This is a genomic window from Methylobacterium sp. Leaf399 (assembly GCF_001424525.1).
In the GTDB taxonomy this organism is placed as follows: domain Bacteria; phylum Pseudomonadota; class Alphaproteobacteria; order Rhizobiales; family Beijerinckiaceae; genus Methylobacterium.
Window position 1 is genome coordinate 1 of sequence record NZ_LMQK01000007.1, and the last position, 25420, is coordinate 25420.

Sequence of the window (25420 nt, forward strand, 5' to 3'; positions counted from 1 at the left end):
TCCAACAGCTCCAACGAGGGCTTCACCGGCGGCGGCCAGGTCGGCTACAACTACCAGTTCACCCCGGGCTCGGGCCTGGTGGTCGGCGTCGAGGCCGACGCCCAGTACGTCGACTTCGGTCGTAACCGCACCAACTCCATCCTGACCCCCGGCTTCACCGCCACCCCCGGCGTCACCTTCGTCGATCCCCGCGGCACCGCCAGCCTCGACTACTTCGGCACCGTGCGCGGCCGCATCGGTTACGCCTTCGACAAGGTCCTGTTCTACGGCACCGGCGGCTTCGCCTACCTCGACTACTTCGGCACCGTGCGCGGCCGCATCGGTTACGCCTTCGACAAGGTCCTGTTCTACGGCACCGGCGGCTTCGCCTACGGCGCCGGCAGCAACGAGCGTTCGTTCGGCGGCTTCCGCGGCAACGACGACTTCCGCACCGGCTACGCCGCCGGCGGTGGTATCGAGTACGCCCTYCCCACCGACTCCTTCCTGAACTTCTTCAAGTCCTCGGCYGTCACGCTCAAGGTCGAAGGCCTGTACGTGAACCTCGAGAACAACAACCGCAACGCYGGCGTCTACGCCTTCGACACCAACGGCGTCACCTACCGCCAGCCCGGCTTCTCCAACCGCAGCAACGGCACCGAGTTCGTCGCCGTCCGCGCCGGCCTGAACTACAAGTTCGGCTCCTACTAGCCTACCGCCAGCCCGGCTTCTCCAACCGCAGCAACGGCACCGAGTTCGTCGCCGTCCGCGCCGGCCTGAACTACAAGTTCGGCTCCTACTAGGATCCGAACGCTCCCTCGCCGGCACGCCCGGCGGGGGAGGCTCGACGACAGAACGTCAAAAAGCCCGGCCTCGCGGCCGGGCTTTTTCGTTGTCGGACGACAACGCATCGGGACACCCTCCCCACGACTGGGGAGAGGTGTTCCGGCGCGCCTCAGATATCGAGTTCCGCCCCGTCCGCGAAGGCGGCGCGTTCGGAGATGAAGGCGAAGCGCGCTTCGGGTTTGTTGCCCATCAGGCGCTCGACGGCGTCGCCGGTGGAGGCGCGGGCGTCTTCCAGGACCGCGACGCGCAGGAGCGTGCGCTTCCCCGGGTCCATGGTGGTCTCCTTCAGCTGTGCCGGCATCATCTCGCCCAGGCCCTTGAAGCGGCCGATCTCGACCTTGGCGCCCTTGAACACGGTCTTGATCACCTGCGCCTTGTGGGCGTCGTCGCGGGCATAGGCCGTCTTGGCGCCGTGGGTCAGCCGGTAGAGCGGCGGGATCGCGAGGTAGAGGTGCCCCTTGTCGATGAGCTTGGGCATCTGCCGGTAGAAGAAGGTGATCAGCAGCGAGGCGATGTGGGCGCCGTCGACGTCGGCGTCGGTCATGATGATGACCTTCTCGTAGCGCAGGTCCTCGCCCCGATAGGCAGAGCCGGTGCCGCAGCCGAGCGCCTGGGTCAGGTCGGAGATGAGCTGGTTGGCGCCCATCTTGTCCCGGCTGGCGCTCGCCACGTTGAGGATCTTGCCCCGCAGCGGCAGGATCGCCTGGCTCGCCCGATCCCGGGCCTGCTTGGCGGAACCGCCGGCGGAATCGCCCTCGACGATGAAGATCTCCGAGCCGGCCATGCCGGCCTTGGAGCAATCGGCGAGCTTGCCCGGCAGGCGCAGCTTGCGGGTGGCGGATTTCCGCGCGACCTCCTTCTCCTGGCGGCGGCGCAGGCGCTCCTCGGCCCGGTCGATCACCCAGTCGAGCAGCTTGTTGGCCTGGGCCGGGGAGGCGGCGAGCCAATGGTCGAAGGCATCGCGGATCGCCGTCTCGACGATGCGCGAGGCCTCCACCGTGGCGAGCTTGTCCTTGGTCTGGCCCTGGAACTCCGGCTCGCGGATGAAGACGGAGAGCATCGAGGCGCAGGTGGCCATCACGTCGTCGGTGGTGACATGGGCCATGCGCTTGGCCTGGCCGACCCGCTCGGCGTGCTCGCGCAGCGCCCGCAGCAGGGCGACGCGCAGGCCGCTCTCGTGGGTGCCGCCCTCTGCGGTGGGGATGGTGTTGCAGTAGGAGGCCGAGACGCCGTCGTCCACGACCATCCAGGCCACCGCCCATTCGAGGGAGCCGTGACCTCCCGGTTTGGCGACCTTCCCCGAGAAGATCCCGTCGGTGACGAGTTCCTTGCCCTCGAGATCGCGGGCGAGATAGTCGCGCAAGCCCCCGGGGAAACGGTGCACGGTCTCGGCCGGGACGTCGTCGATCCCCTCCAGCAGGGCGGGCGCGCAGCGCCAGCGGATCTCGACGCCGCCGAACAGGTAGGCCTTGGAGCGGGCCATCCTGAACAGCCGGCGCGGGTCGAACCTGAGGGCGCCGAAGATCTGTGCGTCGGGGTGGAAGCGCACCCGCGTGCCGCGCCGGTTCTGCACCCGGCCCACCGTCTCCAGGCCGCCCTGCGCGTGCCCGCGCGAAAAGGTCTGGCGGTAGAGGGTCTGGCCGCGGGCGACCTCGACCTCGAGGAGGTCGGACAGGGCATTGACCACCGAGATGCCGACGCCGTGCAGCCCGCCGGATGTCTCGTAGACCTTGGAATCGAACTTTCCGCCGGCATGCAGCGTGGTCATGATGACCTCCAGCGCCGACTTGCCCGGAAACTTCGGGTGCGGGTCGACGGGGATGCCGCGGCCGTTGTCGGTGACCACGAGGTGGCCGCTCTCCTCCAGTTCGACCTCGATGAAGCTGGCGTGGCCCGCCACCGCCTCGTCCATCGCGTTGTCGACCACCTCGGCGAAGAGGTGGTGCAGGGCGCGCTCGTCGGTGCCGCCGATGTACATGCCCGGCCGGCGCCGGACGGGTTCCAGCCCCTCCAGCACCTCGATGGAGGAGGCGTCGTAGCCCGCTTCCGCCGCGTCCTGCGGAGCCTTTATGTCCAACAGAGCCTTGCCGTCCTGCGGAGCCTTGCCGTCCTGCGAAACCTTGCCGTCCTGCGGAGCTTTGGGCAACGGCGTGCGGGCGGCCGCCGGCGACCGGGCGCGCGGGGGTGCCGGAGCGAAGAGATCCACCGGCCGGCCGACGGCTTCGGCCTGGGGAGCCTGACGGGGCGTCTCACGTTGAGTCATCGCGCGACCATACTGGAACGAAACGGAAACGTGAAGCGGCGCACCCGGGGCAGGGCGGGCCGCTTCACGGTTTAGATCAGCTTGCGCCGTTTCCGTTAACGTCCTCCCGACGGCGCTTCAGCTTCCGACCCGGCCGCCCCCGCGCCGGGTGATCGCCACCACCGCCGGGCGCGGCGGCATGCCCTCGTCGAAGTCGGGCCAGCGGGTCGAGGGCGCCTCGAAGGTGGCGGGCTTGGCCTTCGGATCGTCCTCGTCGGCCTCGCCGGGGTGCTGCACGGCCACGAAGAAGGTGGTGTCGTCGGGGGTGAAATAGGGGCCGCACATCTCGGCGCCGTTGGGCACGCGGAAGAAGTGCTTGGCGGTGCCGCGTCCCGCCCCTTCGGTCTCGAGTCCCCAGATGCCGTCATTGCGCCCGGTGCGGGAGGCGGAATTGCCGTCGGTGGCGACCCAGAGCCGCCCTTGTGAATCCACCGCGCAATTGTCGGGCATGCCGAACCAGCCGTCCTTGGTGGTGGCCGAGGAGAAGGTCGCCCCCACCGCCGCGATCGCAGGATCGCCGCAGCGCACCAGGATCTCCCAGGCGAACCCGGGGGCGGCATGGTCGCCGTCGTCGGGGGTGAGTTCGACGATGTGGCCGAAGCGGTTGTCGCCGCGCGGGTTGGCGGCGTTCACGTCGTCGGGCTTTCGCGAGGCATTGTTGGTGAGCATGACGTAGACCTTGCCCGTCCTGGCGTTGGCCTCGACGTCCTCGGGCCGGTCCATCTTGGTGGCGCCGAGCGCATCCGCCGCGAGGCGGGTCTGGATTAGCACGTCGGCCTGGCTGGCGAATCCGTTCTGCGGGGTCAGCGGGCCCTGGCCGAACACCAAAGGCAGCCAGGTGCCGCGTCCGTCGGCGTCGAAGCGAGCGACATGCAGCGTGCCGCGGTCGAGGATGTCGCGGTTGGCCGATGCATCGGCGGCGACCGCGTCGGCGGTGACGAACTTGTAGACGTAGTCGAAGCGCTGGTCGTCGCCCTGGTAGACCACGTAGCGGCCGCCGCTCGAGACGATGCCGGCCGCCCCCTCGTGCTTGAACCGGCCCATGGCGGTGCGCTTCTTGGGCACGCTGGCGGGGTCGAAGGGGTCGATCTCCACCACCCAGCCGAAGCGGTTGGCCTCGTTGGGCTCGGCGCCCACGTCGAAGCGGGGGTCGAAGCGGCCCCAGGCGTAGGCGTTGCCGGGGATGCCGAGGCGCTTGTGGTTCCCGGCCTCCGGCGAGCCCTCGGCGAGGGTCCCGGAAAAGTAGTAGTTGATGTTCTCCTCGCAGGTGAGCCACGTCCCCCAAGGCGTTGTGCCGCCGGCACAATTGTTGATCATGCCGAGCACGGTGCGGCCGTCCGGGTCGGCGCTTGTCTTCATCCGGTCCGCGCCCGCGGCCGGGCCGGCGATCGTCATCGGCGTCGTGGCGGTGATGCGGCGGGCGTAGGCCGAATCCGGCACGACCCGCCATGTCCCGTCGACCTTCCGGACCTCGATGACCGAGCCGCCGTGGGCGGCCATCTCGATCCCGACGAGGTCGGCCGTCATCCCGGCCAGGGCGACGCTCTTGATGTCCTGCCGGCCGAGGCCAGGGAACATCAGCTCCTCGTTGGTGTACTCGTGGTTGACGACCAGCAGGCCGTGCGCCGCCGGGTCCGCCGCCCCCGGCATCGGGAAATACCCGACGAAGTCGTTGTTGTAGCCGAACTGTCGGCCCTGCGCCTCGGCCGATTGGTTGCGCGGGTCGAAGGCCGGCGCGCCGGGCAGGACCGGATCGCCCCAGCGGATCAGCACGTCGGCATCGTGCCCCTCGGCGACGTGATGGCGGTCGTCAGAGCCGGCGGCGATCTCCTTGAACGGAAACGGCGAGGCCGCCGCACCGTCCGCCGCCCGCGCGCTGCCGGCCGCGAGCGCGCGCGGCGTCACCACGGCCGCGATGGCGCCGACGCCGAGCAGCCCCCGCAGCAGGTCGCGCCGATCGAAGCGGGCGGCCACCACGTCGCCGAAGGTCGGGTTGGGGCTGAGGTTGGTGCCGATGTCCTCGGCGTCTTCGGCCGCCTGCGAACGGGTGCGGGACGGGTCGATCATGGTCGGCTCCATGGGGTCTGCGGTGGCCGGTGCGATCCTGCCGCGTATCCTGCCTGCGTGGCAGTGCGATGACGCCGCGGCGGCCATAGGCGGCATGACGGCCTGGAGAAAGACCGTGTCGAGGCAGACCGTCACGATGACCTGAAGCACCGGGAACAAAGCGCGACCGTTCGCGTCATCCCCCCAGTGGTCCGGGACCGTGAGCGGGGGATGGCATGGCACCGTCGGCAGCACTCAGCACGGCCCGTCACGACGACCTCATGCGCACGGCGGCCGCGGCCGGGCATGCCTTCGCCCCGCCGGAATACGGCCAGGACGACGGCGCCGTCGGAACGCCGAGGCGCCTGCTGACCCTGTCGGCCCTCTCGGTTTCCGGCTTCATCGCGAGCTACGGCGTCTTCCTCATCCTCGGCTGATCCAGACTCCTGTCGAAGGCAGCGGCTCGACCGGCCGGCAACCACCAACCCGGACGAGGGTGCGTCCCATCGCGAGCCGGATATCTCCGGGGACAAAAGGGGTCAGCCTCCGCAGACATTGGCGAAGGCTCCTAGACCGATCGGGACGGTAGGTCGTCTCGCGGCACCCCGGTGAAGCCGAGCGCCCCGTCCGTTCACGCCTTCTTACGCACCGCCGGCTTCTTCGCCGCAGGCTTGCGGGCGGTGGTGGCCTTGGGCGCCGCTTCGGCGGCCTCGGCCTCGGGCTTGGCAGCCTTGGCCGTAGCAGCCTTGGCCGCCGGCTTCTTCGCAGGCGCCTTCTTGGCCGGGGTCTTGGCGGGGGCCTTGCCGGCCGCACTTTTGGTCGCCGTCTTGCGGGCCGGGGCCTTCTTCTTGCCGCCGCCCGCCGCCTCGCGGGCGGCGATCAGTTCCAGCGCCTGGGGCAGGGCGATCTCGTCGGACGAGAGCGACTTCGGCAGAGTGGCGTTGGTGGTGCCGTCGGTGACGTAGGGGCCGTACTTGCCCGACTTCACCACGATCGCCTTACCGGTCTCGGGGTGGTCGCCGAGCGCCCGGCCGGGGTCGGAGGCGGGTCCGCGCCGGCCGCCGCCCTGCTCCTTGGCGACGATGATGTCGATGGCGCGGTTGGCGCCGATCTCCAGCACGTCGTCGTCGCGCCCGAGGTTGGCGTACATCTTCCCGTGCTGCACGTAGGGGCCGAACCGGCCGAGGTTGGCCAGGATCGGCTCGCCGCTCACCGGGTGGCGTGCCACCTCCCGTGGAAGAGACAGGAGCGCCAGGGCCTTGGCCAGATCCACCGCAGACGGGCTCAGGCCCTTGGGCAGCGACGACCGCTTGGGCTTGGCCGCATCCTTCTCGGTGGAGGCCTCGCCGAGCTGCACGAACGGGCCGAAACGCCCGTCGCGCAAAGTGACGGGCAGCCCGGTGACGGGATCGTTGCCGAGCACCCGCGTGCCCGGCTGAGCCCCGTTCTCGGAAGACCCCTCGCCCTCGCCGTCGACGGAGGCCGCCGCGAGCTGGCGGGTGTATTTGCACTCGGGGTAGTTCGAGCAGCCGACGAAGGCGCCGAACTTCCCGAGCTTGAGCGAGAGCTGCCCCGAGCCGCAGGTCGGGCAGGTGCGCGGGTTCGAGCCGTCCGCCTTCTGCGGGAAGATGTGGGCGCCGAGCAGGTCGTTGAGGGCGTCGAGCACCTCGGTGACGCGCAGTTCCTTGGTGCCGCCGATGGCGGCGGAGAAGTCGCGCCAGAAGTCGCGCAGGACCTCGCGCCAGTCGATCTCGGCGTTCGAGACCCGGTCGAGCTGGCCCTCGAGGTCGGCGGTGAAGTCGTACTCGACGTAGCGCTTGAAGAAGCTCTCGAGGAAACCCGTGACGAGGCGGCCCTTGTCCTCGGCCACCAGCCGCTTCTTGTCGATGCGCACGTACTCGCGATCGCGCAGGGTCTGCAGGATGGCGGCGTAGGTGGAGGGACGGCCGATGCCGAGCTCCTCCATCCGCTTGACGAGGCTGGCCTCGGAGAAGCGCGGCGGCGGCTCGGTGAAGTGCTGGGTCGAGACGATGCGCTCGCGCTTGAGCGGGTCGCCGGCCCTCATCGGCGGCAGGCGCTTGCCGTCCTCGTCCTCCTCATCGTCCTTGCCCTCCTGGTAGAGGGTGAGGAAACCGTCGAACTTCACCACCTGGCCGGTAGCGCGCAGGTCGATCTTTCGCAGGCCCACCGACCCCACGATGTCGACGGTGGTACGCTCCAATTCGGCCGATTCCATCTGGCTCGCCACGGTGCGGGTCCAGATCAGGTCGTAGAGTCTTGCCTGTTCGGCATCGACGTACCGCGCCACGGTCTTGGGCAGGCGGCCCATGTCGGTGGGGCGCACGGCCTCGTGGGCTTCCTGCGCGTTCTTGGCCTTGGCGCTGTACTTGCGCGGAACGTTCGGCAGGTAGCGCTCGCCGTATTCCCGGCCGATGACGCGGCGCGCGTCGGCGATGGCCTCGGGCGCCATGTCGACGCCGTCGGTCCGCATGTAGGTGATGAGGCCGACCGTCTCGCCGCCGATCTCGACGCCCTCGTAGAGCTTCTGCGCCGCCCGCATGGTCTGGGCCGGCGCCATCCCGAGCTTTCGAGAGGCCTCCTGTTGCAACGTCGACGTGGTGAAGGGCGGGGAGGGGTGGCGCTTGGCCGGCTTGGCCTCGACGCTGCCGACCTGGAACGTCGCCAGTTCGAGGTCGCGCTTGAACGCCGCCGCCTCCTCGCCGGTGCCGACGTCGAGGCGCTGGATGCGCTTGCCGTCGGCGCCCACGAGGCGGGCCTCGAACACGGCGCCCTCCTGCGTCACCAGGGTGGCGACGAGGGACCAGTATTCGCGGGGCTTGAAGCTCTCGATCTCGCGCTCGCGCTCGCAGACGAGGCGCAGGGCCACCGACTGGACGCGGCCGGCGGATTTCGCGCCGGGCAGCTTACGCCACAGCACCGGCGAGAGGTTGAAGCCGACGAGGTAGTCGAGCGCCCGGCGGGCGAGATAGGCGTCCACCAGCGCCTGGTCGATCTGGCGCGGGTTGCGCATGGCGGTGTCCACCGCCGCCTTGGTGATGGCGTTGAAGGTCACCCGCTCGACGGGCATGCCCTTGAGCGCCTTGCGCAGGTTGAGCGCCTCGACCACGTGCCACGAGATCGCCTCACCCTCGCGATCCGGATCGGTGGCGAGGATCAGCCCGTCGGCGCCCTTGAGGGCCTTCACGATCTCGGAGACGCGCTTGGAGCCGCGGTCGTCGAGCTCCCACAGCATGTGGAAGTCGGCTTCCGGATCCACCGAGCCGTCCTTGGCCGGCAGGTCGCGGATATGGCCGAACGAGGCCAGCACCTCGTAGTCGCGACCGAGATACTTGTTGATCGTCTTGGCTTTGGCCGGCGACTCGACGACGACGACTTTCATGTCGGATTCAGCCTCTCGTCATGTCGTCCCGGTCCGAGCCTTCTTCTCCGCCGAGTCGAGACTTCGGCGAATCGAAGGTCGTCAGACATGATGCGGAAGGGCGCGGCACCCTCGACGCCCGGGACCTTGCGCCGCGATGAAGTGGGTGAAGGCTTTCGCGATGTCAAATGCGCGCCGCCCCGGCCGGGGTGCGACGTGGCGGTTCCACGGCCCGTCCCGCCACGGTTCCGCGGCAGCGGACACGGGACCGATCCCGGACGTGACCGGCTTGCGGGCGCCCGGCCCCGCCTGTAGCCATCGGCGGGCCATGACCGCCCCCGCACCCGCCTTTCCCCACCGCCACCTCCTCGGCATCGAGGGCCTGAGCCGGCCCGACATCGAGGCGCTGCTGGCGCGGGCCGACGACGCCGTCGCCTTGTCGCGCCAGGTCGAGAAGAAGCGCACCACCTTGCGCGGGCGCACCCAGATCAACCTGTTCTTCGAGCCCTCGACGCGCACGCAGTCGTCGTTCGAACTCGCCGGCAAGCGCCTGGGCGCCGACGTCATGAACATGTCGGTGGCCTCGTCCTCGGTGAAGAAGGGCGAGACACTGATCGACACCGCCGCGACCCTGAACGCCATGCACCCCGACATCATCGTGGTGCGCCACCATGCGGCGGGCGCCGTGCATCTCCTGGCCCGCAAGGTCGATTGCGCGGTCGTCAACGCCGGCGACGGCGCCCACGAGCACCCGACCCAGGCCCTCCTCGACGCGCTCACCATCCGCCGCAACAAGGGCCGGATCGAGGGGCTGAGGATCGCGATCTGCGGCGACGTGCTGCACAGCCGGGTCGCACGCTCCAACATCATCCTGCTGCAGGCGCTCGGCGCCCGGGTGCGCGTCATCGCCCCCTCGACGCTGCTGCCCACCGGCATCGACCGCTTCGGCGTCGAGGTCTTCACCGACATGCGAAAGGGCTTGGCCGGCTGCGACATCGTGATGATGCTGCGCCTGCAGCGCGAGCGCATGAACGGCTCGTTCGTGCCGAGCGTGAAGGAGTACTTCCGCTATTTCGGCCTCGACGCCGAGAAGTTGGCGCTCGCCGCCCCCGACGCCCTGGTGATGCATCCCGGACCCATGAACCGGGGCGTCGAGATTTCCTCCGACATCGCCGACGGGGCGCAATCGCTCATCCGCGAACAGGTCGAGATGGGCGTGGCCGTGCGCATGGCCGTGCTGGAAGCGCTGGCGATGCATCTGCCGAACGGATAACGCCATGGCCCTTTTCAGCAAGACCCCACCGGTCGACGAGCGTCGCGACCTGTTCCTCACCGACGCGACCCTCGTCGATCCGGCCACCGGCCGAGAGGGGCCGGGCCACCTCCTCGTGCGCGACGGACGCATCGCGGACATCACCTGGGGCGCCGCTCCCGATGCACCGGAGGGGTTCCAAAAGATCGACTGCGCCGGCCACGTCCTCGCCCCCGGCCTCATCGACCTGCGCGCCTTCGTCGGCGAGCCCGGCGCCGAGCACCGCGAGACGCTGGCCAGCGCCAGCGCGGCCGCCGCCGCGGGCGGCGTCACCACGCTGGTGTGCATGCCCGACACCAACCCGGTGATCGACGGGCCGGCCATCGTCGACTTCGTGCTGCGCCGGGCGCGCGACACCGCCTGCGTCACCGTGCTGCCGGCGGCCGCCATCACCAAGGGCCTCGCGGGCCAGGAGATGACCGAGTTCGGCCTGCTGCAGGAGGCGGGTGCGGTGGCCTTCACCGATGGGTTGAAGGCGGTGCGCAACGCCCAGGTGATGCGCCGCGCCCTCACCTACGCCCGGGATTTCGGGGCGCTGATCATGCAGCACGTGGAGGAGCCCGACCTCGTCGGCGAGGGCGTGATGAACGAGGGCGAGATGGCCTCGCGGCTCGGGCTCATCGGCATCCCGCGCGAGGCCGAGACGGTGATGCTGGAGCGCGACATCCGCCTCGTGCGCCTCACCGGGGCGCGCTACCACGCCGCCATGATCTCCTGTGCCGATTCGGTCGAGATCGTGCGCCGCGCCAAGGAGGACGGCCTGCCCGTCACCTGCGGCGCCTCGATCAACAACCTCGTCCTCAACGAGGGCGACATCGGCCACTACCGCACCTTCTGCCGGCTCTCGCCGCCCTTGCGCCACGAGCACGACCGCCTCGCCCTGGTGGCGGCCCTCAACGCGGGCGTGGTCGACGTGATCGTCTCCGACCACAACCCGCAGGACGTGGAGACCAAGCGCCTGCCCTTCGCGGAAGCCGCCGACGGGGCGCTCGGCATCGAGACCCTGCTCGGGGCGGCATTGCGCCTCGTCCATACCGGCGACGTCGCCCTGCCGCGCCTGCTCGCCGCCCTCGCCACCGCGCCCGCGGGCCTTCTGGGGCGCGAGGCCGGGCGCCTCGCGGTCGGGGCGCCGGCCGACCTCGTGCTGATCGACCCGGACGTGCCCTACGTCCTCGACAAGCGGCGCCTGAAGTCGCGCTCCAAGAATTCGCCCTTCGACGAGGCCCGCCTGCAGGGTGCGGCCGTGATGACCTTCGTCGCCGGACGCCTCGTGTTCCGGGCCGCCGACCATGCCGAGGCCGCCGCATGACCCTCCTCGCGCAGGCCGGCTGGCCGCTGCTGCTGGCGAGCCTCGCCGGCGGCTATGTCCTGGGCTCGATCCCGTTCGGGCTGATCCTGACGCGGTTCGCTGGGCTCGGCGACGTGCGCGCCATCGGCTCGGGCAACATCGGCGCCACCAACGTCCTGCGCACCGGCCGCAAGGGCCTGGCCGCCGCCACCCTTCTGGGCGACGCGCTGAAGGGGACGATCGCCGTTCTGGTCGCCGCCCGGTTCGGGGAAGGCGCGGCGCTGGCGGCCGGGCTCGGCGCCTTCCTCGGCCACCTCTTCCCGGTGTGGCTGCGCTTCAGGGGCGGCAAGGGGGTCGCGACCTTCATCGGCGTGTTGATCGCCTTCAGCCCGCCGGCGCTCCTCGCCTTCGCAGGCGTCTGGCTCGGGCTGGCCTTCACGCTGAAATACTCTTCGCTTGCGGCGCTGGCCGCCTCCGCCGCCACCCCGATCGTCCTGTGGGCACTGGGACAGCCTTCGGTTGCGCTGCTGTTCCTTCTCCTGTGCGCGCTGCTATGGTGGAAGCACGCCCCCAACATCCGACGGTTGCTCGACGGGTCTGAGGGGCGGATCGGGCAGAAGGGCTGAGCGTCGGGCCGGCCCGTTCGGGGGCGGCCATGCAACTCACCGACCGGCAGCGGCGCGACTGGCTGCGCCTCATCCGCACCGAGGGCGTCGGCCCGCGCAGCTTCCGCACCCTGATCAACCGCTTCGGCGGCGCGGGTCAGGCCCTCGACGCCCTGCCGGGCCTGACCATGCGCGGCCTGAAGCGTGTGGTGCCGCCGACGATCGCGCAGGCCGAGGCCGAGATCGAGGCCGCCGCCCGCCTCGGCGTCAGCCTCGTCGCCATGGGGGAGGAGGCGTATCCCAAGCTGCTCCAGGCCGCCGATTCCGCGCCGCCCCTCCTCGCCGTGCGCGGGCAGGCGGCCATCCTCGACCGGCCCGCGGTGGCCATCGTCGGCTCGCGCAACGCCTCGGCGGCGGGTCTCGCCTTCACCGAACGCCTGTCGCGGGGGCTCGGCGAGGCCGGACTGGTGGTGGTCTCGGGCCTGGCCCGGGGCATCGACGTCCGCGCTCACAGGGCGGCGCTGAGGGACGGGACCGTGGCGGTGCTGGCGGGCGGCCACGACCGGATCTATCCGGCCGCCCACGCGCCGCTGGTGGAGGCCATCCTGGCGCAGGGCGGGGCGGTGGTGGCCGAGATGCCCATGGGCTGGGAGCCGCGGGGGCGCGACTTCCCCCGGCGCAACCGCATCATCTCGGGGCTCGCCTTCGGCACGGTGGTGGTGGAGGCGGCCCGGCGCTCGGGCTCGCTCATCACCGCACGCTTCGCCAACGAACAGGGCCGCGAGGTCTTCGCGGTGCCGGGCTCCCCCCTCGACCCGCGGGCGGAGGGCACCAACGACCTGATCCGGCAGGGGGCGACCCTGGTGGCGGAGGTGGAGCACGTCACCTGCGCCATCGCCCCCCTGATCGACCGCGGCGGCTTTGGCGAGATCGCGGGCGAGGCGGGTCCCGACCTCGGCGAGGCGCCTCTGTTCTGGGACGAGCTCGATTTCGGCGACGGGCCGGGCGGCGTGCCGGCGGGAGAGGCGAGGGCCGCCGACGTCTACGCGCGCGACGACGGCCCGCCGCAGGACGAGCGCACCCGGCTCATCGCCTATCTCAGCCCGACCCCGATCGGCACCGACGAACTCGCCCGTGCCTCGGGCCTGGGCGTCCGCGTCGTCCAGACGATGCTGCTGGAACTCGAACTCGACGGCCGCATCGAGCGCCACGGCAGTGGGGCGGTGTCTCTGGTGGGGTGATACGGTTTCCGCTTGGATCAAGCGGGAACCGTATCACCGAGCCCGCGCGGCGCCTGAGCGAAGCCCATGTCCGCATCACGACGTGATCAACCGGAAATGGGATGAGCGCGCACACCCGCTCGACGGCATGCTCCAGAAGATCGGTCACGGGGCCTGTGTATCGCCCTCGCGGAGGCCAAACAGACCATCGTTGCGTCAGGCTCCGGAGGGGGCATCGGGGTCGAGCGCCTCTCCGGTCTCCTCCTCCACCAGCCCCCGCATCGTGTCGAGGCAGCCCTGCAGGATGTAGGCGGCGGCGAGCTGGTCCACGACCTGGCCGCGCCTGGCCCGCGAGGCATCGGCGGCGATCATCGCGCGGGTCACCGCCGCCGTGGACAGGCGCTCGTCCCAGAACAGCACCGGCAGGGGCAGCAGCGGCTTCAGGTTGCGCACGAAGGAGCGGGTGGATTGCACCCGGGGCCCCTCGCTGCCGTCCATGTTCAGCGGCAGGCCGATCACCAGCCCGCCGACCGCATGGGTCTCGCACAGGCTGCGCAGGCGGGCGACGTCGGGGGTGAACTTGACCCGGCGGATCGTCTCCAGAGGCGAGGCGATGCGGCGGCCGCCGTCGCACAGGGCGAGGCCGATGGTCTTGGTGCCCAGATCGATGCCGATGAGGCGCGAGCGCGGTGCGGCGGCGGCGAGGAAGGCGAGGATCTCGGCCTCGCTCACGACAGCAGCGTCCCGTCCGGGGCCGCGTCGTCGCCCACGAAGGTGGCGGGCAGGGGGACGGCGTCGAGCCCGAGGATGCCGCGCACCGCCGGCCCCTGCAACCGGGCCAGCAGGTCGGCGAGGTCGGCGCCCCCGAACCGGACCGATTCGAGGTCGGCGGCCAGCACCCAGATCTCGTACTCGCCCCGCCCCGGCACCACGTCCCAGAACAGCAGCTCGCCGGCCTCGCCGCGGCCGAAGAAGCAGGCCCGGTCGACGACGCTGGCATCGTCGCCGGCCACGTCGAAGACGCCGATCTCGTGCTCGGCGCGGGCCGCGGCGACCCCGTGGGCGATCACCTCCGCCACGCTGACGAGGTCGGCGCCCTCCGCCTGGTCCGGCACCGCGATCCGGATGTGGCCGCCGGCCAGCCCCGCGCCGCAGGTCCGACAGAAGCTGCGGTAGCTCTCGGGCAGGGGGAAGCCGAGGGCGGCCTCAGCCCGGGTGAGGGCCTCGTCGTCGCAGACCACCCCGGGCCGCAGGGTGGCAAACACCGCATCCCACATCACGCACGCACTCCCGGCCAAGCGTTAACCCTGTTCACAGGTGGTTCCGGCGCGTGCGTAGCCCAGCCCGTGGCGATTGCGTTAACGGTTTGTTAACTAACGACGCCAAGCCCCCCTCGACGTCACGCCCCGGAGCCGGAGCCGCCCATGCGCCCCTCACACGCTGTCGCGCCCCGTCCCCGGCGTCCCCTGCGGCTCCGGCACAAGCTGATGCTGCTCGTCGCCTTCGAGATCCTGGTGGCCGGCTTCACCCAGGCCGGCATGAAGCCCTACCGGCCGGGGGTGGCCGTGGAGCTTCCCGGCAATCCGGACCACGAGATCGTCTGACCCCGGGGTCGTCGGTGCCCGGGGTCGTCGGTGCCCGGGGTCGTCGGTGCCCGGGGTCGTCGGGGCCCGCCGTTGCGAGCCCGCGAAGCCCGGTGCTATAGCCGCGCGGCGCCTTCGGGCTCCCTTCGCGGATCGGGTTTGAAATCAGCATGTCGGTGGACGCCAACACGGTGAGGCGTATCGCGCATCTCGCCCGCATCGCGGTGAGCGAGGAGGAGGTCGCGCCGCTCCAGGACGAGCTCAACGCCATCCTTGCCTTCGTCGAGCAGCTCGGTGCCGTCGACGTGTCGGGCATCGAACCGATGACCTCCGTCACCCCGATGGCGATGAAGAAGCGCGAGGACGTGGTCACCGAGGGCGGCCGCGCCCGCGACGTCGTGTTCAACGCCCCCGAGACCGAGGACCATTACTTCCTGGTTCCGAAGGTGGTCGAGTAGCGGGCGGGATTTTCTCTCCGGGGATCGTTCGGCGCCGGCACGGCGACGCGATGCCACCGGACTTCTGGGGCCGAGCGCCGGGACGCGAGTGACCATGACGACGTTGAACGACCTGACCCTGGCGCAGGCCCGCGACGGCCTCAAGGCCAAGGACTTTTCCGCCGTCGAACTGGCGCAGGCGCATATCGGCGCCATCGCGGCGGCGCGCAGCCTCAACGCCTACCTCCTCGAGACCCCCGAGCGCGCCCTCGAGATGGCGGCGGTGGCCGACACCAAGATCGCGGCCGGCGAGGCGCGCCCGCTGGAGGGCCTGCCCCTGGGGATCAAGGACCTGTTCTGCACCCACGGCGTCACCACCACGGCAGGCTCGAAGATCCTCGAGACCTTCCAGCCGCACTACGAATCGGCGGTGAGCCACAACCTGTGGCGCGACGGCGCGGTGATGCTGGGCAAGCTCAACCTCGACGAGTTCGCCATGGGCTCGTCCAACGAGACCAGCGCCTACGGCAGCGTGATCTCGCCCTGGCGCCGGACCGGCTCCGACGCGCCGCTGGTGCCCGGCGGCTCCTCGGGCGGGTCGGCGGCGGCGGTGGCCGCGCGCCTGTGCCTGGGCGCCACCGCCACCGACACGGGCGGGTCCATCCGCCAGCCCGCCGCCTTCACCGGCACGGTGGGCATCAAGCCGACCTACGGGCGCTGCTCGCGCTGGGGCACGGTGGCCTTCGCCTCGTCCCTCGACCAGGCCGGGCCGATCGCCCGCACGGTGCGCGATTGCGCGATCCTGCTCGCCTCCATGGCCGGGCCGGATGCCCGCGACACCACCTGCGCCGACTTGGCCGTGCCGGATTTCGAGGCCGCCGTCTCGCGCGGGGTCAAGGGCCTGACCATCGGCATCCCGAAGGAGTACCGGGTCGAGGGTATGCCCGCCGAGATCCAGGCGCTGTGGGACCAGGGCGCGGACTGGCTGCGCGCGGCCGGCGCGACGATCAGGGAGATCTCGCTGCCGCACACCAAGCTGGCGCTGCCGGCCTACTACATCGTGGCGCCGGCGGAGGCCTCCTCCAACCTCGCCCGCTACGACGGCGTGCGCTACGGCCTGCGCGTGCCGGGGCGTGACATCGCCGAGATGTACGAGAAGACCCGCGCGGCGGGCTTCGGCCGCGAGGTCAAGCGCCGCATCATGATCGGCACCTACGTGCTCTCGGCGGGCTATTACGACGCCTACTACGTGCGTGCCCAGAAGATCCGCACCCTGATCAAGCGCGACTTCGAGGAGGCCTATGCGGCCGGCGTCGACGCCATCCTCACCCCCGCCACGCCGTCGGCCGCCTTCGGCATCGGCGAGAAGGCGTCGGCCGATCCCGTCGAGATGTACCTCAACGACGTGTTCACGGTCACCGTGAACATGGCCGGCCTGCCCGGCATCGCGGTCCCGGCCGGGCTCGACGCGCAGGGGCTGCCGCTCGGCCTCCAGCTGATCGGCCGGCCCTTCGACGAGGAGACCCTGTTCGCCACCGCGCAGGTGATCGAGGAGGCGGCCGGGCGCACGGTGCTGCCGCCGGCGTGGTGGGCATGAAGGATCTGCGATGAAGGATCCGCGATGACCGTCCCGGTCTATCCCTTCGACGTCTGGATCTGGGCGGCGCTCGATCCGGTGCTCATCCTCGTCGCCGTGGTGATGGGGTGGAAGTCCGACCAGGTCGTCAAGCTGATCCTGGTGGCGCTGATGGCCTTCACGGCCTCGGTGCTCACGAGCTGGCTCCTGACCATGGCGGGCATCCCGTGGCCGGCCCCGATCGGGCGCGACCTGCCGACCTTCTTTCCCGTGCGCACCGGCGGGGCGTTCCTGTGGGCGCTGGCCGCCTTCGGCGCGCGGATGGTGTTTCGCCGCCGCGCTTGACCGCCTTCGCGGCCGCTCCCTAGATGCTCCGACCGGCGGTCGAGACGAGCGCGGACTCCCTCTCCCATGGGGAGAGAGGCAGGTGTGAGGGGAGTGCGATCTCCGGCGAGGTCTCACTCCTCACCCTATCCCTCTCCTTCCAGGAGAGGGAAGCCGCGTCTCAGGCAGCAACCGCGCAGACATGCGAGAGGCCTGTGGCCTCCCAAACCCGAGTCCGACCGCCATGACCGCACCCGTAAACCCAAAAAAGCTCATCAAGGGCGGCCTGCACGACTGGGAGGTCGTGATCGGCATGGAGATCCACGCCCAGGTCACCAGCCGCTCCAAGCTGTTCTCCGGCGCCTCGACGGAATTCGGCGGCGAGCCCAACGACCATGTCTCGCTGGTGGACGCGGCCATGCCCGGCATGCTGCCGGTGATCAACGCGGAATGCGTCGCCCAGGCGGTGCGCACCGGCCTCGGGCTGAAGGCGCGGATCAACCACCGTTCGGTGTTCGACCGGAAGAACTACTTCTATCCGGACCTGCCGCAGGGCTACCAGATCAGCCAGTTCAAGGACCCCATCGTCGGCGAGGGCGAGGTGATCGTCGATCTGCCCGACGGCAGCAGCATCACGGTGGGCGTCGAGCGGCTGCATCTCGAGCAGGACGCCGGCAAGTCGCTGCACGACCAGAACCCGACGCAGAGCTTCGTCGACCTCAACCGCTCGGGCGTCGCCCTGATGGAGATCGTCTCGCGGCCGGATCTGCGCTCCTCGGAGGAGGCGCGCGCCTACGTGACGAAGCTGCGCACCATCCTGCGCTATCTCGGCACCTGCGACGGCGACATGGAGAAAGGCTCCTTGCGCGCCGACGTCAACGTGTCCGTGAGGAAGCCCGGCGACCCGCTCGGCACCCGCTGCGAAATCAAGAACGTCAATTCGATCCGCTTCATCGGCCAGGCCATCGAGACCGAGGCGCGCCGCCAGATCGCGATCATCGAGGACGGCGGCACCATCAGCCAGGAGACCCGCCTGTTCGATCCGGCCAAGGGCGAGACCCGCTCGATGCGCTCGAAGGAGGAGGCGCACGACTACCGCTACTTCCCCGACCCCGACCTGCTGCCGCTGGAATTCGACCAGGCCTATGTCGATGCCCTGGCCGCCGGCCTGCCCGAACTGCCCGATGCCAAGAAGGCCCGCTTCATCGCCGACTACGGCCTCTCCGCCTACGACGCCGGCGTGCTCGTGGCCGAGCGGGCGAGCGCCGATTACTTCGAGGCTGTCGCCAAGGGTCGCGACGGCAAGGCGGCGGCCAACTGGGTCATCAACGAGCTGTTCGGGCGCCTCAACAAGGAGAGCCTCACCATCGAGTCGAGCCCGGTCTCGGCCGACCGGCTCGGCGCCATCGTCGATCTCATCGCCGAGGGCGTGATTTCCGGCAAGATCGCCAAGGACCTGTTCGAGATCGTGTGGTCGGAGGGCGGCGACCCGCGGGCGCTCGTCGAATCGCGCGGCTTGCGGCAGGTCACCGACACCGGCGCCATCGAGGCGGCGGTGGACGAGATTATCGCCAGGAATCCCGACAAGGTCGCACAGGCCAAGGAGAAGCCGACCCTGCTCGGCTGGTTCGTCGGCCAGACCATGAAGGCCACCGGCGGCAAGGCCAACCCGGCGGCGGTGAACGCGCTCTTGAAGGCGAAACTCGGAATCGAAGGATAGGGCACCGGACAAGACGACGGCCCCAGCCCATCGGGGCCGTCGGCGGCGTATTCCGTATTCAGAAGATCGGCCGGCCGTCGTCTGTGGAGACAGGCTAAGAGACGATATTGCGGCCATCCGTCCGAGACATTACCAAGAATTCACGCAACATCGCCCCCGCAAAGTCGTTTCATGATCGTGCGTTCGGCGGTGCAAGAAGACGGCCTCGATGGCTCGCCACACCGTTCGGAGCGAACGGAGACGATCATGACGAAGACGAGAACAGCCGGTGTCGCGGCTTTCATGGCAACCGTCCTCCTTTCCGGGGTCGCCCTGCCGGGCGGCTACGCGATGGCCGACAACACGGCTTCCAAGGATGTCGCCGTCGAGCGCGCCGCCGGAAAGCTGTCGGCCGACGGCGCCCGCGCCTACCGTGACCTGCGGCTCGCGCGCCTGGCGATCTTCGAGGCGAAACCGGAGGATGCGGGACGCTACGTGGCCCAGGCCAAGACCGCGCTCGACCAGGCCAAGACCGACGAGGCGGTCTTCACCAAGGCGGAGGCCGACCTCATGCCGATGAAGGACACGGCCTCCAAAACGACGGGGCCCACGACGATGGGCCGGCAGCAGCCCCCAACCGACGGGAAGCCCGACACCCAGCCCGTGGCCTGGCTGCCGGTGGACGGCCAACTCGTCCTCGCCAACGACTTCGTCGCGACGCCCCAGAAGACTGCGGCCGTGGCGGATGCGAACAAGCACGTCGCCAAGGGTGACCGGAAGGCGGCCATCGAACGGCTGAAGCTCGCCGATGTCGACGTGAATTTCACGATGGCCGTCGTGCCGCTCGTCAAGACCACCGACGAGGTGAATCAGGCGGCCAAGTTCATCGCCGCGGGCCAGTACTACGAGGCCAACGTGGCGCTCCAGACCGCCGAGAACGGCGTCCGCTTCGACGTGATCGACGTGACGGCGATGCCCAAGGCGGCCACCAAGGCCGATACGACGGCGACGCCGAGTGTCAAGCCGGCACAGGCTCCGGCGGTCAAGTAAGCGCAGCGCCACCGAAACGGACTATGCGTCGGCATCCGACGCATAGTCCTCCGAAATCAGAGCATGAGAGTGAGGGACGACACGCCATAGCCTGCGCCCCTGCCTTTCACCGGTGATACGGTTTCCGCTTGGATCGAGCGGGAACGGTATCACCGAGCCCGCGCGGCGCCTGAGCGAAGCCCATGTCCGCATCACGAAGTGATCAACCGGAAATGGGATGAGAACCGGAAATGGGATGAGACATGGGTTTCCCAAGAGCAGAGGCCCTTGCACAGGTTCGCAGGGTAGGACCCCGATATCCGCAGCGCTCGACCCTGGACCGCAAAAAGCCCGCTCTCCGACATCTCGGCTGGCCTGAGGCACGAACGGCGGGAGCACAGGCCGCGATTTGAGCTGAGGGGATGAGAGGACTGCCCTCGACCACGGGCGCCGGGCGGTGAGCGTCGCGGATCCACCGATCGCGGCGGAAGCGGCTTGAGTTGGGGCTGATGCGCGTTCGAAGTCGTGCCGTATCGGCCGCTTCTGCGCCCCTGAAACCGCTTCCGTCGCGATGTCCGTCAGTGCTGCTACGCTTCGGGCCGAACCGGTCCCTCAGGCGATCCTGGCAGCGTCCTGCTGGGGTGGAGTCATTCCTGTCTCCTTCAGCGTCGACCGAAGACCCTCAGCCCAATACTTAAGGCTTTGGCCTTCTGTGCTTCACGGGCGAAGCACAGGGGTAGAGTGCGACCGGATCGGGACGTCGTCAAGCACTTTGAGAGTTCTTGCGGTCGATGACGCTTGACGGAGCGATACCGAACGCGCCGCATCCCTTGCAATTCAAACACTTGCGGCGAATTTGCAGGCGCTGCAGAAACGCTCTGTGTTCGATCGCTACCCCCGTGAACCGGCCGACATACGGCTCGCGAGGGCCTTCTCGACCGGACCTTGCCCGGACGGGTGGAGCGACGCGGAGGGTGATCCGGGGAGAGGCGAGGAGGGCCGGCCGACGGGATCACGGGGCGGAGGAGATCAACCGCCCGCATGCGTCCGGGGCGGCGGGGAGCGGCGGTTTTCCGCGCGCCCCTCGCCGGTGCCCAGCACCCGGTCGCGCAGGGCCATGAGCCAGTCTCGCCCATGCGCCCCGGGCTCACCCACCGACACGGTGGCGGTCATGCCGGCGACCAGGGTGACGCCGTCTGGCACCCGGTCGATCCGGATGCGCACGGGGACCCGCTGGGCCAGCCGCACCCAGGTGTAGACGGGATCGACGTTGGGCAGCCCCTGCGTGCTCGGCGCGGCGTTGCCGCTGCTGATGCCCAGGGTGATGCTCTCCACCGTCCCGGCCACCGGGGCGGCGTAGCCCATGAGTTCGGCGGTGGCCCGGTCGCCGACACGGATGCCGGCCATCTTGGTCTCTTCGAAGTAGCCGTCGATCCAGAACGAATCGGTGTCGATCACCGCGATGTTGACGGTGCCGGTGGTGGCGTAGTCGCCCCTGCGCAGCAGCAGATTGGTGACGCGGCCGTTGACGGGCGAGCGCACCTGAGCCCGCTCCAGGTTGAGCCTGGCCTTGGCGAGGCCGGCCCGGGCCGAGGCCAGCGCGGCCTCGGCGATTCGGGCGGTGCCGGCGTACTGCTGCTTTTCCTCCACCGAGGTGGAGAGGGTGGTCAGCGCCTCGCGCCGGGCCGCCTGGGTGCGCTTCACCTGGAGGTCGGCCTCGCGGTTCTCGACCTCGGCCTCGGCCTGGCGGATGGCGATCTCGAAATCGACCGGGTCGATCACGTAGAGCACGTCGCCCTTGGCCACCGCCTGGTTGTCGACGACCCTCAGGTCGACGATCTGGCCCGAGACCTGGGGCGCGACGCTGGCCACCTGCACCCGCACCCGGCCGTCGCGGGTCCAGGGGGCGACCACGTAGTAGCGCCACACCACGATTGCCGCGACGAGCGCGGCGCCCAGGATCAGACCGGTGAGGAGGAGCCGCCCCAGGCGGGCGAGGCGACGGGAACGGCGGGGAGCATGGTCGGGCATCACAGGAACACGATCAGGAGGGCGAGGAGGCAGACGTAGATCCCGGCCTCGGCCAACGGCGGGTTGGCGACGTAGCGCGACAGGCGCAGGCCGGCGAAAAGCCGGCGCAGCAGCACGAGCAGGAGCAGCGCGCCGGCGGCATAGGCGAGGAACGGCGAGACCAGGACGCCGCCGATATCGAGGTCATGGAACATCGGCGCGCCTCGCATCCGTCCGGGCCGGCAGCCCGAGCCGCCTCAGGAAGCGGCCGTGGTCGTGGACGAGGGCGGCGGCCGTGGCGAGATCGCCGGCGGCCCGGGCGATGCACCCGCGGGTCGCCGCGTCGCCCCCGCGACCGGCCTCCACGAGGGCGCGGCCGGCGCGCTCCATGGCGGGGCCGTCGAGGGCGGCGAACGCCCGCCGGCCGGAGGCGACGGGCGTCTCCAGGGCCGGGACGCGGTCGAGGACGCGGAACTGCCCGTGCGCTCTGGCCGCGGCCGCCTCCAGGCGCGAGAGCGCGAAGGCGTGGGCCATGGCCATCGCCCGCACCGCGCCGCTGCCGGAGGTCCACTGCGCGAACTGGAGCAGGCGGTCGCTGTTGAGGCTGGTGCGGGTGGTGGCGTCGCCCCCGTCTCCGGCCAGCGCGTCGAGGAGGGAGCGGCGGGCCGAGTCGAGGGCGAAGGCGCGGTGGCGGGCGGGGGTCAGCGGCAGGATCACCCGCACCGCCACCGACAGGATCACGGCAGCCACCACGACGAGGAAGGCGTTGCCGAGGAAACCCTGCGGATCGTAGCCCTGCGGATTCGAGGGCGACAGCAGCACCGGAAAGAACACGAGCAGGATGAAGCCGACCGAGAAGGTCGCCGGGTTGAGGCAGAGGAAGCAGGCCACGGCCACCACCGGCGCGATGGCGATGGCCAGGAGCGGGAAGCCCTGCACGCCCGACAGCATGCCGAACAGGACGAAGCCGGCACAGGCGGACGCCAGGGGCATGCCGATGAGGACGCCGCGGGCGAAGGCCTTCGGATTCGGTGCGGTGGTGGACAGGGCGCCCATGGCCGCCACCTGGACGAGGGCGAAGGTGGTGCCGGGCCAGCCGGTGGCGACGAAGAACAGGGCGGTGAGGCCGAAGGCCAGCGCCACCCGCGCGGCCCCGCGCAGGGCGACCGGCCCGTCGCGATGGGTGGGCAGCGACACGGTGCGCAACGGGCGGCGTCCGGTCTCGAGGCTGGCCAGGCCGTCCTCGGCGTGAACGACCGCCTCGGCGACGTCCAGGGCCCGCTGCAGGACGAGGATGGTGCCGAGGTCGTCGCCCTCGGCTACGCCCGCCTCGACCAGGGCGTGGAGATCGGCCGCCACCAGGGTGGAATCCTCACGCGAATCCGGCGCGAGGAGGCCCCGGCAGAGCCCTAGCGCCTCTCGCGGCCGCGGACCTTGGTCGGGGCAACGCCGCGCAGCCTCGGCGAGGGCCCGGGCCGCGGCCGTCATGGCGTAGAGGGCGGCGATGGTGCTGCGCGCCCCGGCGGAGCGATGGTCACCGTCGCGGAATTCCTCGCGCACGGCCACCGCATCGCCGCGCAGGGCCGCCACCCGCCGGATCAGGGCGGCGGTGCGCTCGGGCCCCGGATCGGCCCTGGTCAGGGCCTCGCGGGCGAAGGCCCTGGCCTCGGCATGGGCGTCGGCGAGGCTCCGGCGCAGGCCGCGCCAGATCCCGGGCGCCCCCAGGGCATCGTTGACGAGGGTGACGACGAGGATCCCCACGGCGATGGCAGCGACCCGGTCCACCGCGGCCTCGAAAGTGGCCTGGGGGGCATCGATATGGGCGATGGCGACGATCGCCACGGTGTAGCCCGAGAGCATCGCGCCGTAGGAGCGCGTATCCTGCAGGAACTGGCCGACGTAGACGCACAGGCTTAGCCAGGCGGTGAAGGACACCAGGAGCAGGACCCGGTCCTGCGCGAACAGGCCGATCAGCGCGAGCCCGACCACGGCCCCGACCAGCGTGCCGAGGAAGCGATAGGTCGCCTTGGCGCGCGCCTGACCGCGCTTGGGTTGCGCGAGGATGGCGACGCAGACCATCGCCGAGGAGGCGCTGGCGAGTTGCAGCCAGAACGCCACGCCCAGCGCGAGCACCATGGCGAGCCAGATCCGCAGGGCGAAGGCCCAGGCGGCCGGCGCCGGGACCAGCGCCTCGATCCGGTCGAGCGCCCGGTCGAGGCGGGAGACCGCGGCACGGTCGCTCACGCGACCGGCTCGTCGGCCGCCAGACGCGCGATACGCGCCTGCCACAGGCACAGCAGCGGCGTGAGGAACAGTTCGACGGCGAGCGCGGCCAGCATGGTCAGGGAGGGCAGGCCGGTGAGGTAGAGGCCGAGGAGGCGGGCGAGGCCGCCCAGGACCACCACCAGGGTGAGGAAGCGAAACAGCCCGGTCTTGCCCTCGATCCCCGGCACGCAGGTCCAGAACAGGATGCCGATGCCCGTCAGCAGGCCCGAGAGGTAGCGGAAATGACTGTCGGCCGAGACGTCGGCGGCGCCGGCCCGGCCGATCCCGTCGATGCCGAACAGGACGCCGTAGGCACCGGCCGCCACCGGGATCACGGCGGCCAGGGCCACGGTGCGTTGCAGGAAGCGTCGTTCGGCGATCATGGTCGGTCCGGCGGGGAGAGGGTCGTCACGGTTATCAGCGCGGCGATCCGCCGGACGTTCCGGGAAGACGGTGCGTTGCGGCACGAAGCTCAGGATATCGACGGGATCCTCGGATGGTTCGCGGGGCCGATCGGCTCGGAGGAACCGGCCGGCGCCATCATAGGGAGGGACGATGCTCACGATCCGCGACGCCGAAGCCGACGATCTGGCGGCGATCGTCGCCCTCTATGCGGCGGATACGCTGGGCGGCCACGGCGACGCCTGGACCGACGGGAACAAGGCCCACTACCGGGCCGCCCTCGCGGCGATCACCGCCGCGCCGGGCACGAGCCTCCACGTCGCCGTCGAGGATGGCGACATCGTCGGCGTGTTCCAGCTCGTGTCGTTCGTCACCCTGGCCGGACGCGGCGCCCGCCGGGCCAAGCTCGCCAGCGTTCAGGTCAGGGCCGACCGCCGCTCGCGCGGGATCGGCGCCTGGATGATCGGACAGGCCGAGGACATCGCCCGCCGGCAGGGCGTGGCCCTGATCGAATTGTCCTCGTCGCGACTGCGCCACGACGCCCACCGCTTCTATGACCGCCTCGGCTACGAACGCGGTCACGAGGGGTTTCGCAAGCGGCTGTGACGCGCAGGGCCCGGGACGGGGCTTCAGGCCTTCTGCTCCTTCAGCTTCTTGACGCATTTGCTGAAATACTGCGGCCACTTCGGGCCCTGCGTCGCCTTTTCGCTCACCGAGAGCGTGCGCCACTGGGCGCCGCAGGTCTTCTGGCGCTGGCGGGCCGCGCTCTGGCCGACCGTCATCTCCTTGGGCGCGTCCTTGGCGGCCGGAGCCTGGGCCACGGCGGGGAGGGGGATCGCGAGGGCAACGCCGATCAACGCGGCACAGACGAGACGATTCAGCATCGGACGATCCCCACTAGGCTCCGCACACGGGCGATCATCCCAAGCGCAACCGCAGCCGCAGGGCAAGGGCGATGTCCACGTCCTGCAACCCTGCGCTGTGGATGATCGCGGTCGGATCGGCGCGAGGGATGCTTGAGCTCGGCGCCACAAGCGGTCTAGCTGAGCCCGCGTGCAACCTTCCCCCGCCCGCCGGCTTGAACCGGGTGGCGACCGCCCCTGACACGATCGAGACCAGCC

General features: G+C 70.4%; 23 protein-coding genes. 13 read left to right on the top strand and 10 right to left on the bottom strand.

Annotated features, from left to right (window positions below; all coding sequences use genetic code 11):
- Positions 1 to 687: outer membrane protein (locus tag ASG40_RS21450; RefSeq protein ID WP_055882851.1), on the top strand; the 687-nt coding region annotated here is incomplete at its 5' end.
- A gap of 244 nt (positions 688 to 931) precedes the next feature.
- Here ASG40_RS21450 and parE read toward each other — a convergent pair.
- Both parE and ASG40_RS06860 read right to left on the bottom strand, forming a co-directional pair.
- Positions 932 to 3085 (bottom strand): DNA topoisomerase IV subunit B, encoded by a 2154-nt coding sequence (gene parE, locus ASG40_RS06855; protein ID WP_055882853.1) that lies wholly within the window; start codon positions 3083 to 3085, stop codon positions 932 to 934.
- Positions 3086 to 3202: 117 nt separating this feature from the next.
- On the bottom strand, positions 3203 to 5191 hold the full coding sequence (locus tag ASG40_RS06860; RefSeq protein ID WP_082523946.1) for a PhoX family protein: 1989 nt from the start codon (positions 5189 to 5191) through the stop codon (positions 3203 to 3205).
- A gap of 215 nt (positions 5192 to 5406) precedes the next feature.
- Here ASG40_RS06860 and ASG40_RS06865 point away from each other — a divergent pair, with 215 nt between their 5' ends.
- Positions 5407 to 5607: a hypothetical protein gene (locus ASG40_RS06865; RefSeq protein ID WP_055882857.1), complete on the top strand. Its 201-nt coding sequence runs from the start codon at positions 5407 to 5409 to the stop codon at positions 5605 to 5607.
- Between the two features lie 194 nt (positions 5608 to 5801).
- Here the strand turns inward: ASG40_RS06865 and topA are convergent, their stop codons facing one another.
- A complete protein-coding gene (gene topA, locus ASG40_RS06870; RefSeq protein WP_055882859.1) occupies positions 5802 to 8570 on the bottom strand; it encodes a type I DNA topoisomerase in 2769 nt (922 codons plus the stop codon).
- Between the two features lie 307 nt (positions 8571 to 8877).
- Between topA and ASG40_RS06875 the strand changes: the two genes are divergently transcribed.
- From ASG40_RS06875 to dprA, 4 genes are read left to right on the top strand one after another with little or no spacing between them, the layout of a single operon-like run.
- Positions 8878 to 9822, top strand: a complete 945-nt coding sequence (locus ASG40_RS06875) for an aspartate carbamoyltransferase catalytic subunit (RefSeq protein ID WP_055883010.1) — start codon at positions 8878 to 8880, stop codon at positions 9820 to 9822.
- Positions 9823 to 9826: 4 nt separating this feature from the next.
- Positions 9827 to 11170, top strand: coding sequence for a dihydroorotase (locus ASG40_RS06880; RefSeq protein WP_055882861.1), 1344 nt, complete (start codon positions 9827 to 9829; stop codon positions 11168 to 11170).
- Complete coding sequence (plsY, locus tag ASG40_RS06885) at positions 11167 to 11775, top strand: glycerol-3-phosphate 1-O-acyltransferase PlsY (protein WP_055882863.1); 609 nt, start codon at positions 11167 to 11169, stop codon at positions 11773 to 11775. Before ASG40_RS06880 ends, plsY begins: the two co-directional genes overlap by 4 nt.
- Before the next feature lie 29 nt (positions 11776 to 11804).
- The gene (dprA, locus tag ASG40_RS06890; RefSeq protein ID WP_055882865.1) at positions 11805 to 12995 is read left to right on the top strand and encodes a DNA-processing protein DprA; all 1191 of its coding nucleotides are present in this window, start codon (positions 11805 to 11807) and stop codon (positions 12993 to 12995) included.
- A 195-nt stretch (positions 12996 to 13190) separates the two neighbouring features.
- Here the strand turns inward: dprA and ruvX are convergent, their stop codons facing one another.
- Complete coding sequence (ruvX, locus tag ASG40_RS06895; protein ID WP_055882867.1) at positions 13191 to 13706, bottom strand: Holliday junction resolvase RuvX; 516 nt, start codon at positions 13704 to 13706, stop codon at positions 13191 to 13193.
- Positions 13703 to 14251 carry an SMI1/KNR4 family protein gene (locus ASG40_RS06900; protein ID WP_055882869.1) on the bottom strand — a complete coding sequence of 183 codons (549 nt, stop codon included), beginning with the start codon at positions 14249 to 14251 and terminating at the stop codon, positions 13703 to 13705. Before ASG40_RS06900 ends, ruvX begins: the two co-directional genes overlap by 4 nt.
- Before the next feature lie 147 nt (positions 14252 to 14398).
- On the opposite strand from ASG40_RS06900, the gene ASG40_RS20340 reads away from it, so the two are divergent.
- The 6 genes from ASG40_RS20340 to ASG40_RS06925 all read left to right on the top strand — a co-directional run bounded on the left by ASG40_RS20340 (position 14399) and on the right by ASG40_RS06925 (position 19643).
- The gene (locus ASG40_RS20340) at positions 14399 to 14578 is read left to right on the top strand and encodes a hypothetical protein (RefSeq protein ID WP_082494686.1); all 180 of its coding nucleotides are present in this window, start codon (positions 14399 to 14401) and stop codon (positions 14576 to 14578) included.
- A gap of 149 nt (positions 14579 to 14727) precedes the next feature.
- Positions 14728 to 15015: an Asp-tRNA(Asn)/Glu-tRNA(Gln) amidotransferase subunit GatC gene (gatC, locus tag ASG40_RS06905; RefSeq protein WP_055882871.1), complete on the top strand. Its 288-nt coding sequence runs from the start codon at positions 14728 to 14730 to the stop codon at positions 15013 to 15015.
- 94 nt (positions 15016 to 15109) lie between these two features.
- Positions 15110 to 16591 (top strand): Asp-tRNA(Asn)/Glu-tRNA(Gln) amidotransferase subunit GatA, encoded by a 1482-nt coding sequence (gene gatA / locus ASG40_RS06910; RefSeq protein ID WP_055883013.1) that lies wholly within the window; start codon positions 15110 to 15112, stop codon positions 16589 to 16591.
- A gap of 24 nt (positions 16592 to 16615) precedes the next feature.
- Positions 16616 to 16915: a hypothetical protein gene (locus ASG40_RS06915; protein ID WP_055882873.1), complete on the top strand. Its 300-nt coding sequence runs from the start codon at positions 16616 to 16618 to the stop codon at positions 16913 to 16915.
- Between the two features lie 223 nt (positions 16916 to 17138).
- Positions 17139 to 18614 carry an Asp-tRNA(Asn)/Glu-tRNA(Gln) amidotransferase subunit GatB gene (gene gatB / locus ASG40_RS06920; protein ID WP_055882875.1) on the top strand — a complete coding sequence of 492 codons (1476 nt, stop codon included), beginning with the start codon at positions 17139 to 17141 and terminating at the stop codon, positions 18612 to 18614.
- A gap of 282 nt (positions 18615 to 18896) precedes the next feature.
- On the top strand, positions 18897 to 19643 hold the full coding sequence (locus ASG40_RS06925) for a YfdX family protein (RefSeq protein ID WP_055882878.1): 747 nt from the start codon (positions 18897 to 18899) through the stop codon (positions 19641 to 19643).
- 1008 nt (positions 19644 to 20651) lie between these two features.
- Here ASG40_RS06925 and ASG40_RS06930 read toward each other — a convergent pair.
- The 4 genes from ASG40_RS06930 to ASG40_RS06945 are packed head-to-tail and all read right to left on the bottom strand — an operon-like array spanning position 20652 to position 24280.
- The gene (locus ASG40_RS06930; protein ID WP_055882880.1) at positions 20652 to 21653 is read right to left on the bottom strand and encodes an efflux RND transporter periplasmic adaptor subunit; all 1002 of its coding nucleotides are present in this window, start codon (positions 21651 to 21653) and stop codon (positions 20652 to 20654) included.
- Positions 21653 to 21847, bottom strand: coding sequence for a DUF1656 domain-containing protein (locus ASG40_RS06935; protein WP_055882883.1), 195 nt, complete (start codon positions 21845 to 21847; stop codon positions 21653 to 21655). The genes ASG40_RS06930 and ASG40_RS06935 overlap by 1 nt, the downstream gene beginning before the upstream one ends.
- Positions 21837 to 23876, bottom strand: coding sequence for an FUSC family protein (locus ASG40_RS06940; RefSeq protein WP_055882885.1), 2040 nt, complete (start codon positions 23874 to 23876; stop codon positions 21837 to 21839). The genes ASG40_RS06935 and ASG40_RS06940 overlap by 11 nt, the downstream gene beginning before the upstream one ends.
- Positions 23873 to 24280 carry a DUF4345 domain-containing protein gene (locus ASG40_RS06945; protein ID WP_055882887.1) on the bottom strand — a complete coding sequence of 136 codons (408 nt, stop codon included), beginning with the start codon at positions 24278 to 24280 and terminating at the stop codon, positions 23873 to 23875. Before ASG40_RS06945 ends, ASG40_RS06940 begins: the two co-directional genes overlap by 4 nt.
- 172 nt (positions 24281 to 24452) lie before the next feature.
- Between ASG40_RS06945 and ASG40_RS06950 the strand changes: the two genes are divergently transcribed.
- Positions 24453 to 24905, top strand: a complete 453-nt coding sequence (locus ASG40_RS06950) for a GNAT family N-acetyltransferase (protein ID WP_055882889.1) — start codon at positions 24453 to 24455, stop codon at positions 24903 to 24905.
- A gap of 23 nt (positions 24906 to 24928) precedes the next feature.
- On the opposite strand, the gene ASG40_RS06955 is transcribed toward ASG40_RS06950, so the two are convergent.
- Positions 24929 to 25183: a hypothetical protein gene (locus tag ASG40_RS06955; protein WP_055882891.1), complete on the bottom strand. Its 255-nt coding sequence runs from the start codon at positions 25181 to 25183 to the stop codon at positions 24929 to 24931.
- Positions 25184 to 25420 lie beyond the last annotated feature (237 nt).

Excerpts from the sequence above, each read along its gene's own strand:
- parE (WP_055882853.1), bottom strand. The coding sequence starts at position 3,085 with ATGACTCAACGTGAGACGCCCCGTCAGGCTCCCCAGGCCGAAGCCGTC.
- ASG40_RS06860 (WP_082523946.1), bottom strand. The coding sequence starts at position 5,191 with ATGATCGACCCGTCCCGCACCCGTTCGCAGGCGGCCGAAGACGCCGAG.
- ASG40_RS06865 (WP_055882857.1), top strand. The coding sequence starts at position 5,407 with ATGGCACCGTCGGCAGCACTCAGCACGGCCCGTCACGACGACCTCATG.
- topA (WP_055882859.1), bottom strand. The coding sequence starts at position 8,570 with ATGAAAGTCGTCGTCGTCGAGTCGCCGGCCAAAGCCAAGACGATCAAC.
- ASG40_RS06875 (WP_055883010.1), top strand. The coding sequence starts at position 8,878 with ATGACCGCCCCCGCACCCGCCTTTCCCCACCGCCACCTCCTCGGCATC.
- ASG40_RS06880 (WP_055882861.1), top strand. The coding sequence starts at position 9,827 with ATGGCCCTTTTCAGCAAGACCCCACCGGTCGACGAGCGTCGCGACCTG.
- plsY (WP_055882863.1), top strand. The coding sequence starts at position 11,167 with ATGACCCTCCTCGCGCAGGCCGGCTGGCCGCTGCTGCTGGCGAGCCTC.
- dprA (WP_055882865.1), top strand. The coding sequence starts at position 11,805 with ATGCAACTCACCGACCGGCAGCGGCGCGACTGGCTGCGCCTCATCCGC.
- ASG40_RS06900 (WP_055882869.1), bottom strand. The coding sequence starts at position 14,251 with ATGTGGGATGCGGTGTTTGCCACCCTGCGGCCCGGGGTGGTCTGCGAC.
- ASG40_RS20340 (WP_082494686.1), top strand. The coding sequence starts at position 14,399 with ATGCGCCCCTCACACGCTGTCGCGCCCCGTCCCCGGCGTCCCCTGCGG.
- gatC (WP_055882871.1), top strand. The coding sequence starts at position 14,728 with ATGTCGGTGGACGCCAACACGGTGAGGCGTATCGCGCATCTCGCCCGC.
- gatA (WP_055883013.1), top strand. The coding sequence starts at position 15,110 with ATGACGACGTTGAACGACCTGACCCTGGCGCAGGCCCGCGACGGCCTC.
- ASG40_RS06915 (WP_055882873.1), top strand. The coding sequence starts at position 16,616 with ATGACCGTCCCGGTCTATCCCTTCGACGTCTGGATCTGGGCGGCGCTC.
- gatB (WP_055882875.1), top strand. The coding sequence starts at position 17,139 with ATGACCGCACCCGTAAACCCAAAAAAGCTCATCAAGGGCGGCCTGCAC.
- ASG40_RS06925 (WP_055882878.1), top strand. The coding sequence starts at position 18,897 with ATGGCAACCGTCCTCCTTTCCGGGGTCGCCCTGCCGGGCGGCTACGCG.
- ASG40_RS06930 (WP_055882880.1), bottom strand. The coding sequence starts at position 21,653 with ATGCCCGACCATGCTCCCCGCCGTTCCCGTCGCCTCGCCCGCCTGGGG.
- ASG40_RS06935 (WP_055882883.1), bottom strand. The coding sequence starts at position 21,847 with ATGTTCCATGACCTCGATATCGGCGGCGTCCTGGTCTCGCCGTTCCTC.
- ASG40_RS06945 (WP_055882887.1), bottom strand. The coding sequence starts at position 24,280 with ATGATCGCCGAACGACGCTTCCTGCAACGCACCGTGGCCCTGGCCGCC.
- ASG40_RS06950 (WP_055882889.1), top strand. The coding sequence starts at position 24,453 with ATGCTCACGATCCGCGACGCCGAAGCCGACGATCTGGCGGCGATCGTC.
- ASG40_RS06955 (WP_055882891.1), bottom strand. The coding sequence starts at position 25,183 with ATGCTGAATCGTCTCGTCTGTGCCGCGTTGATCGGCGTTGCCCTCGCG.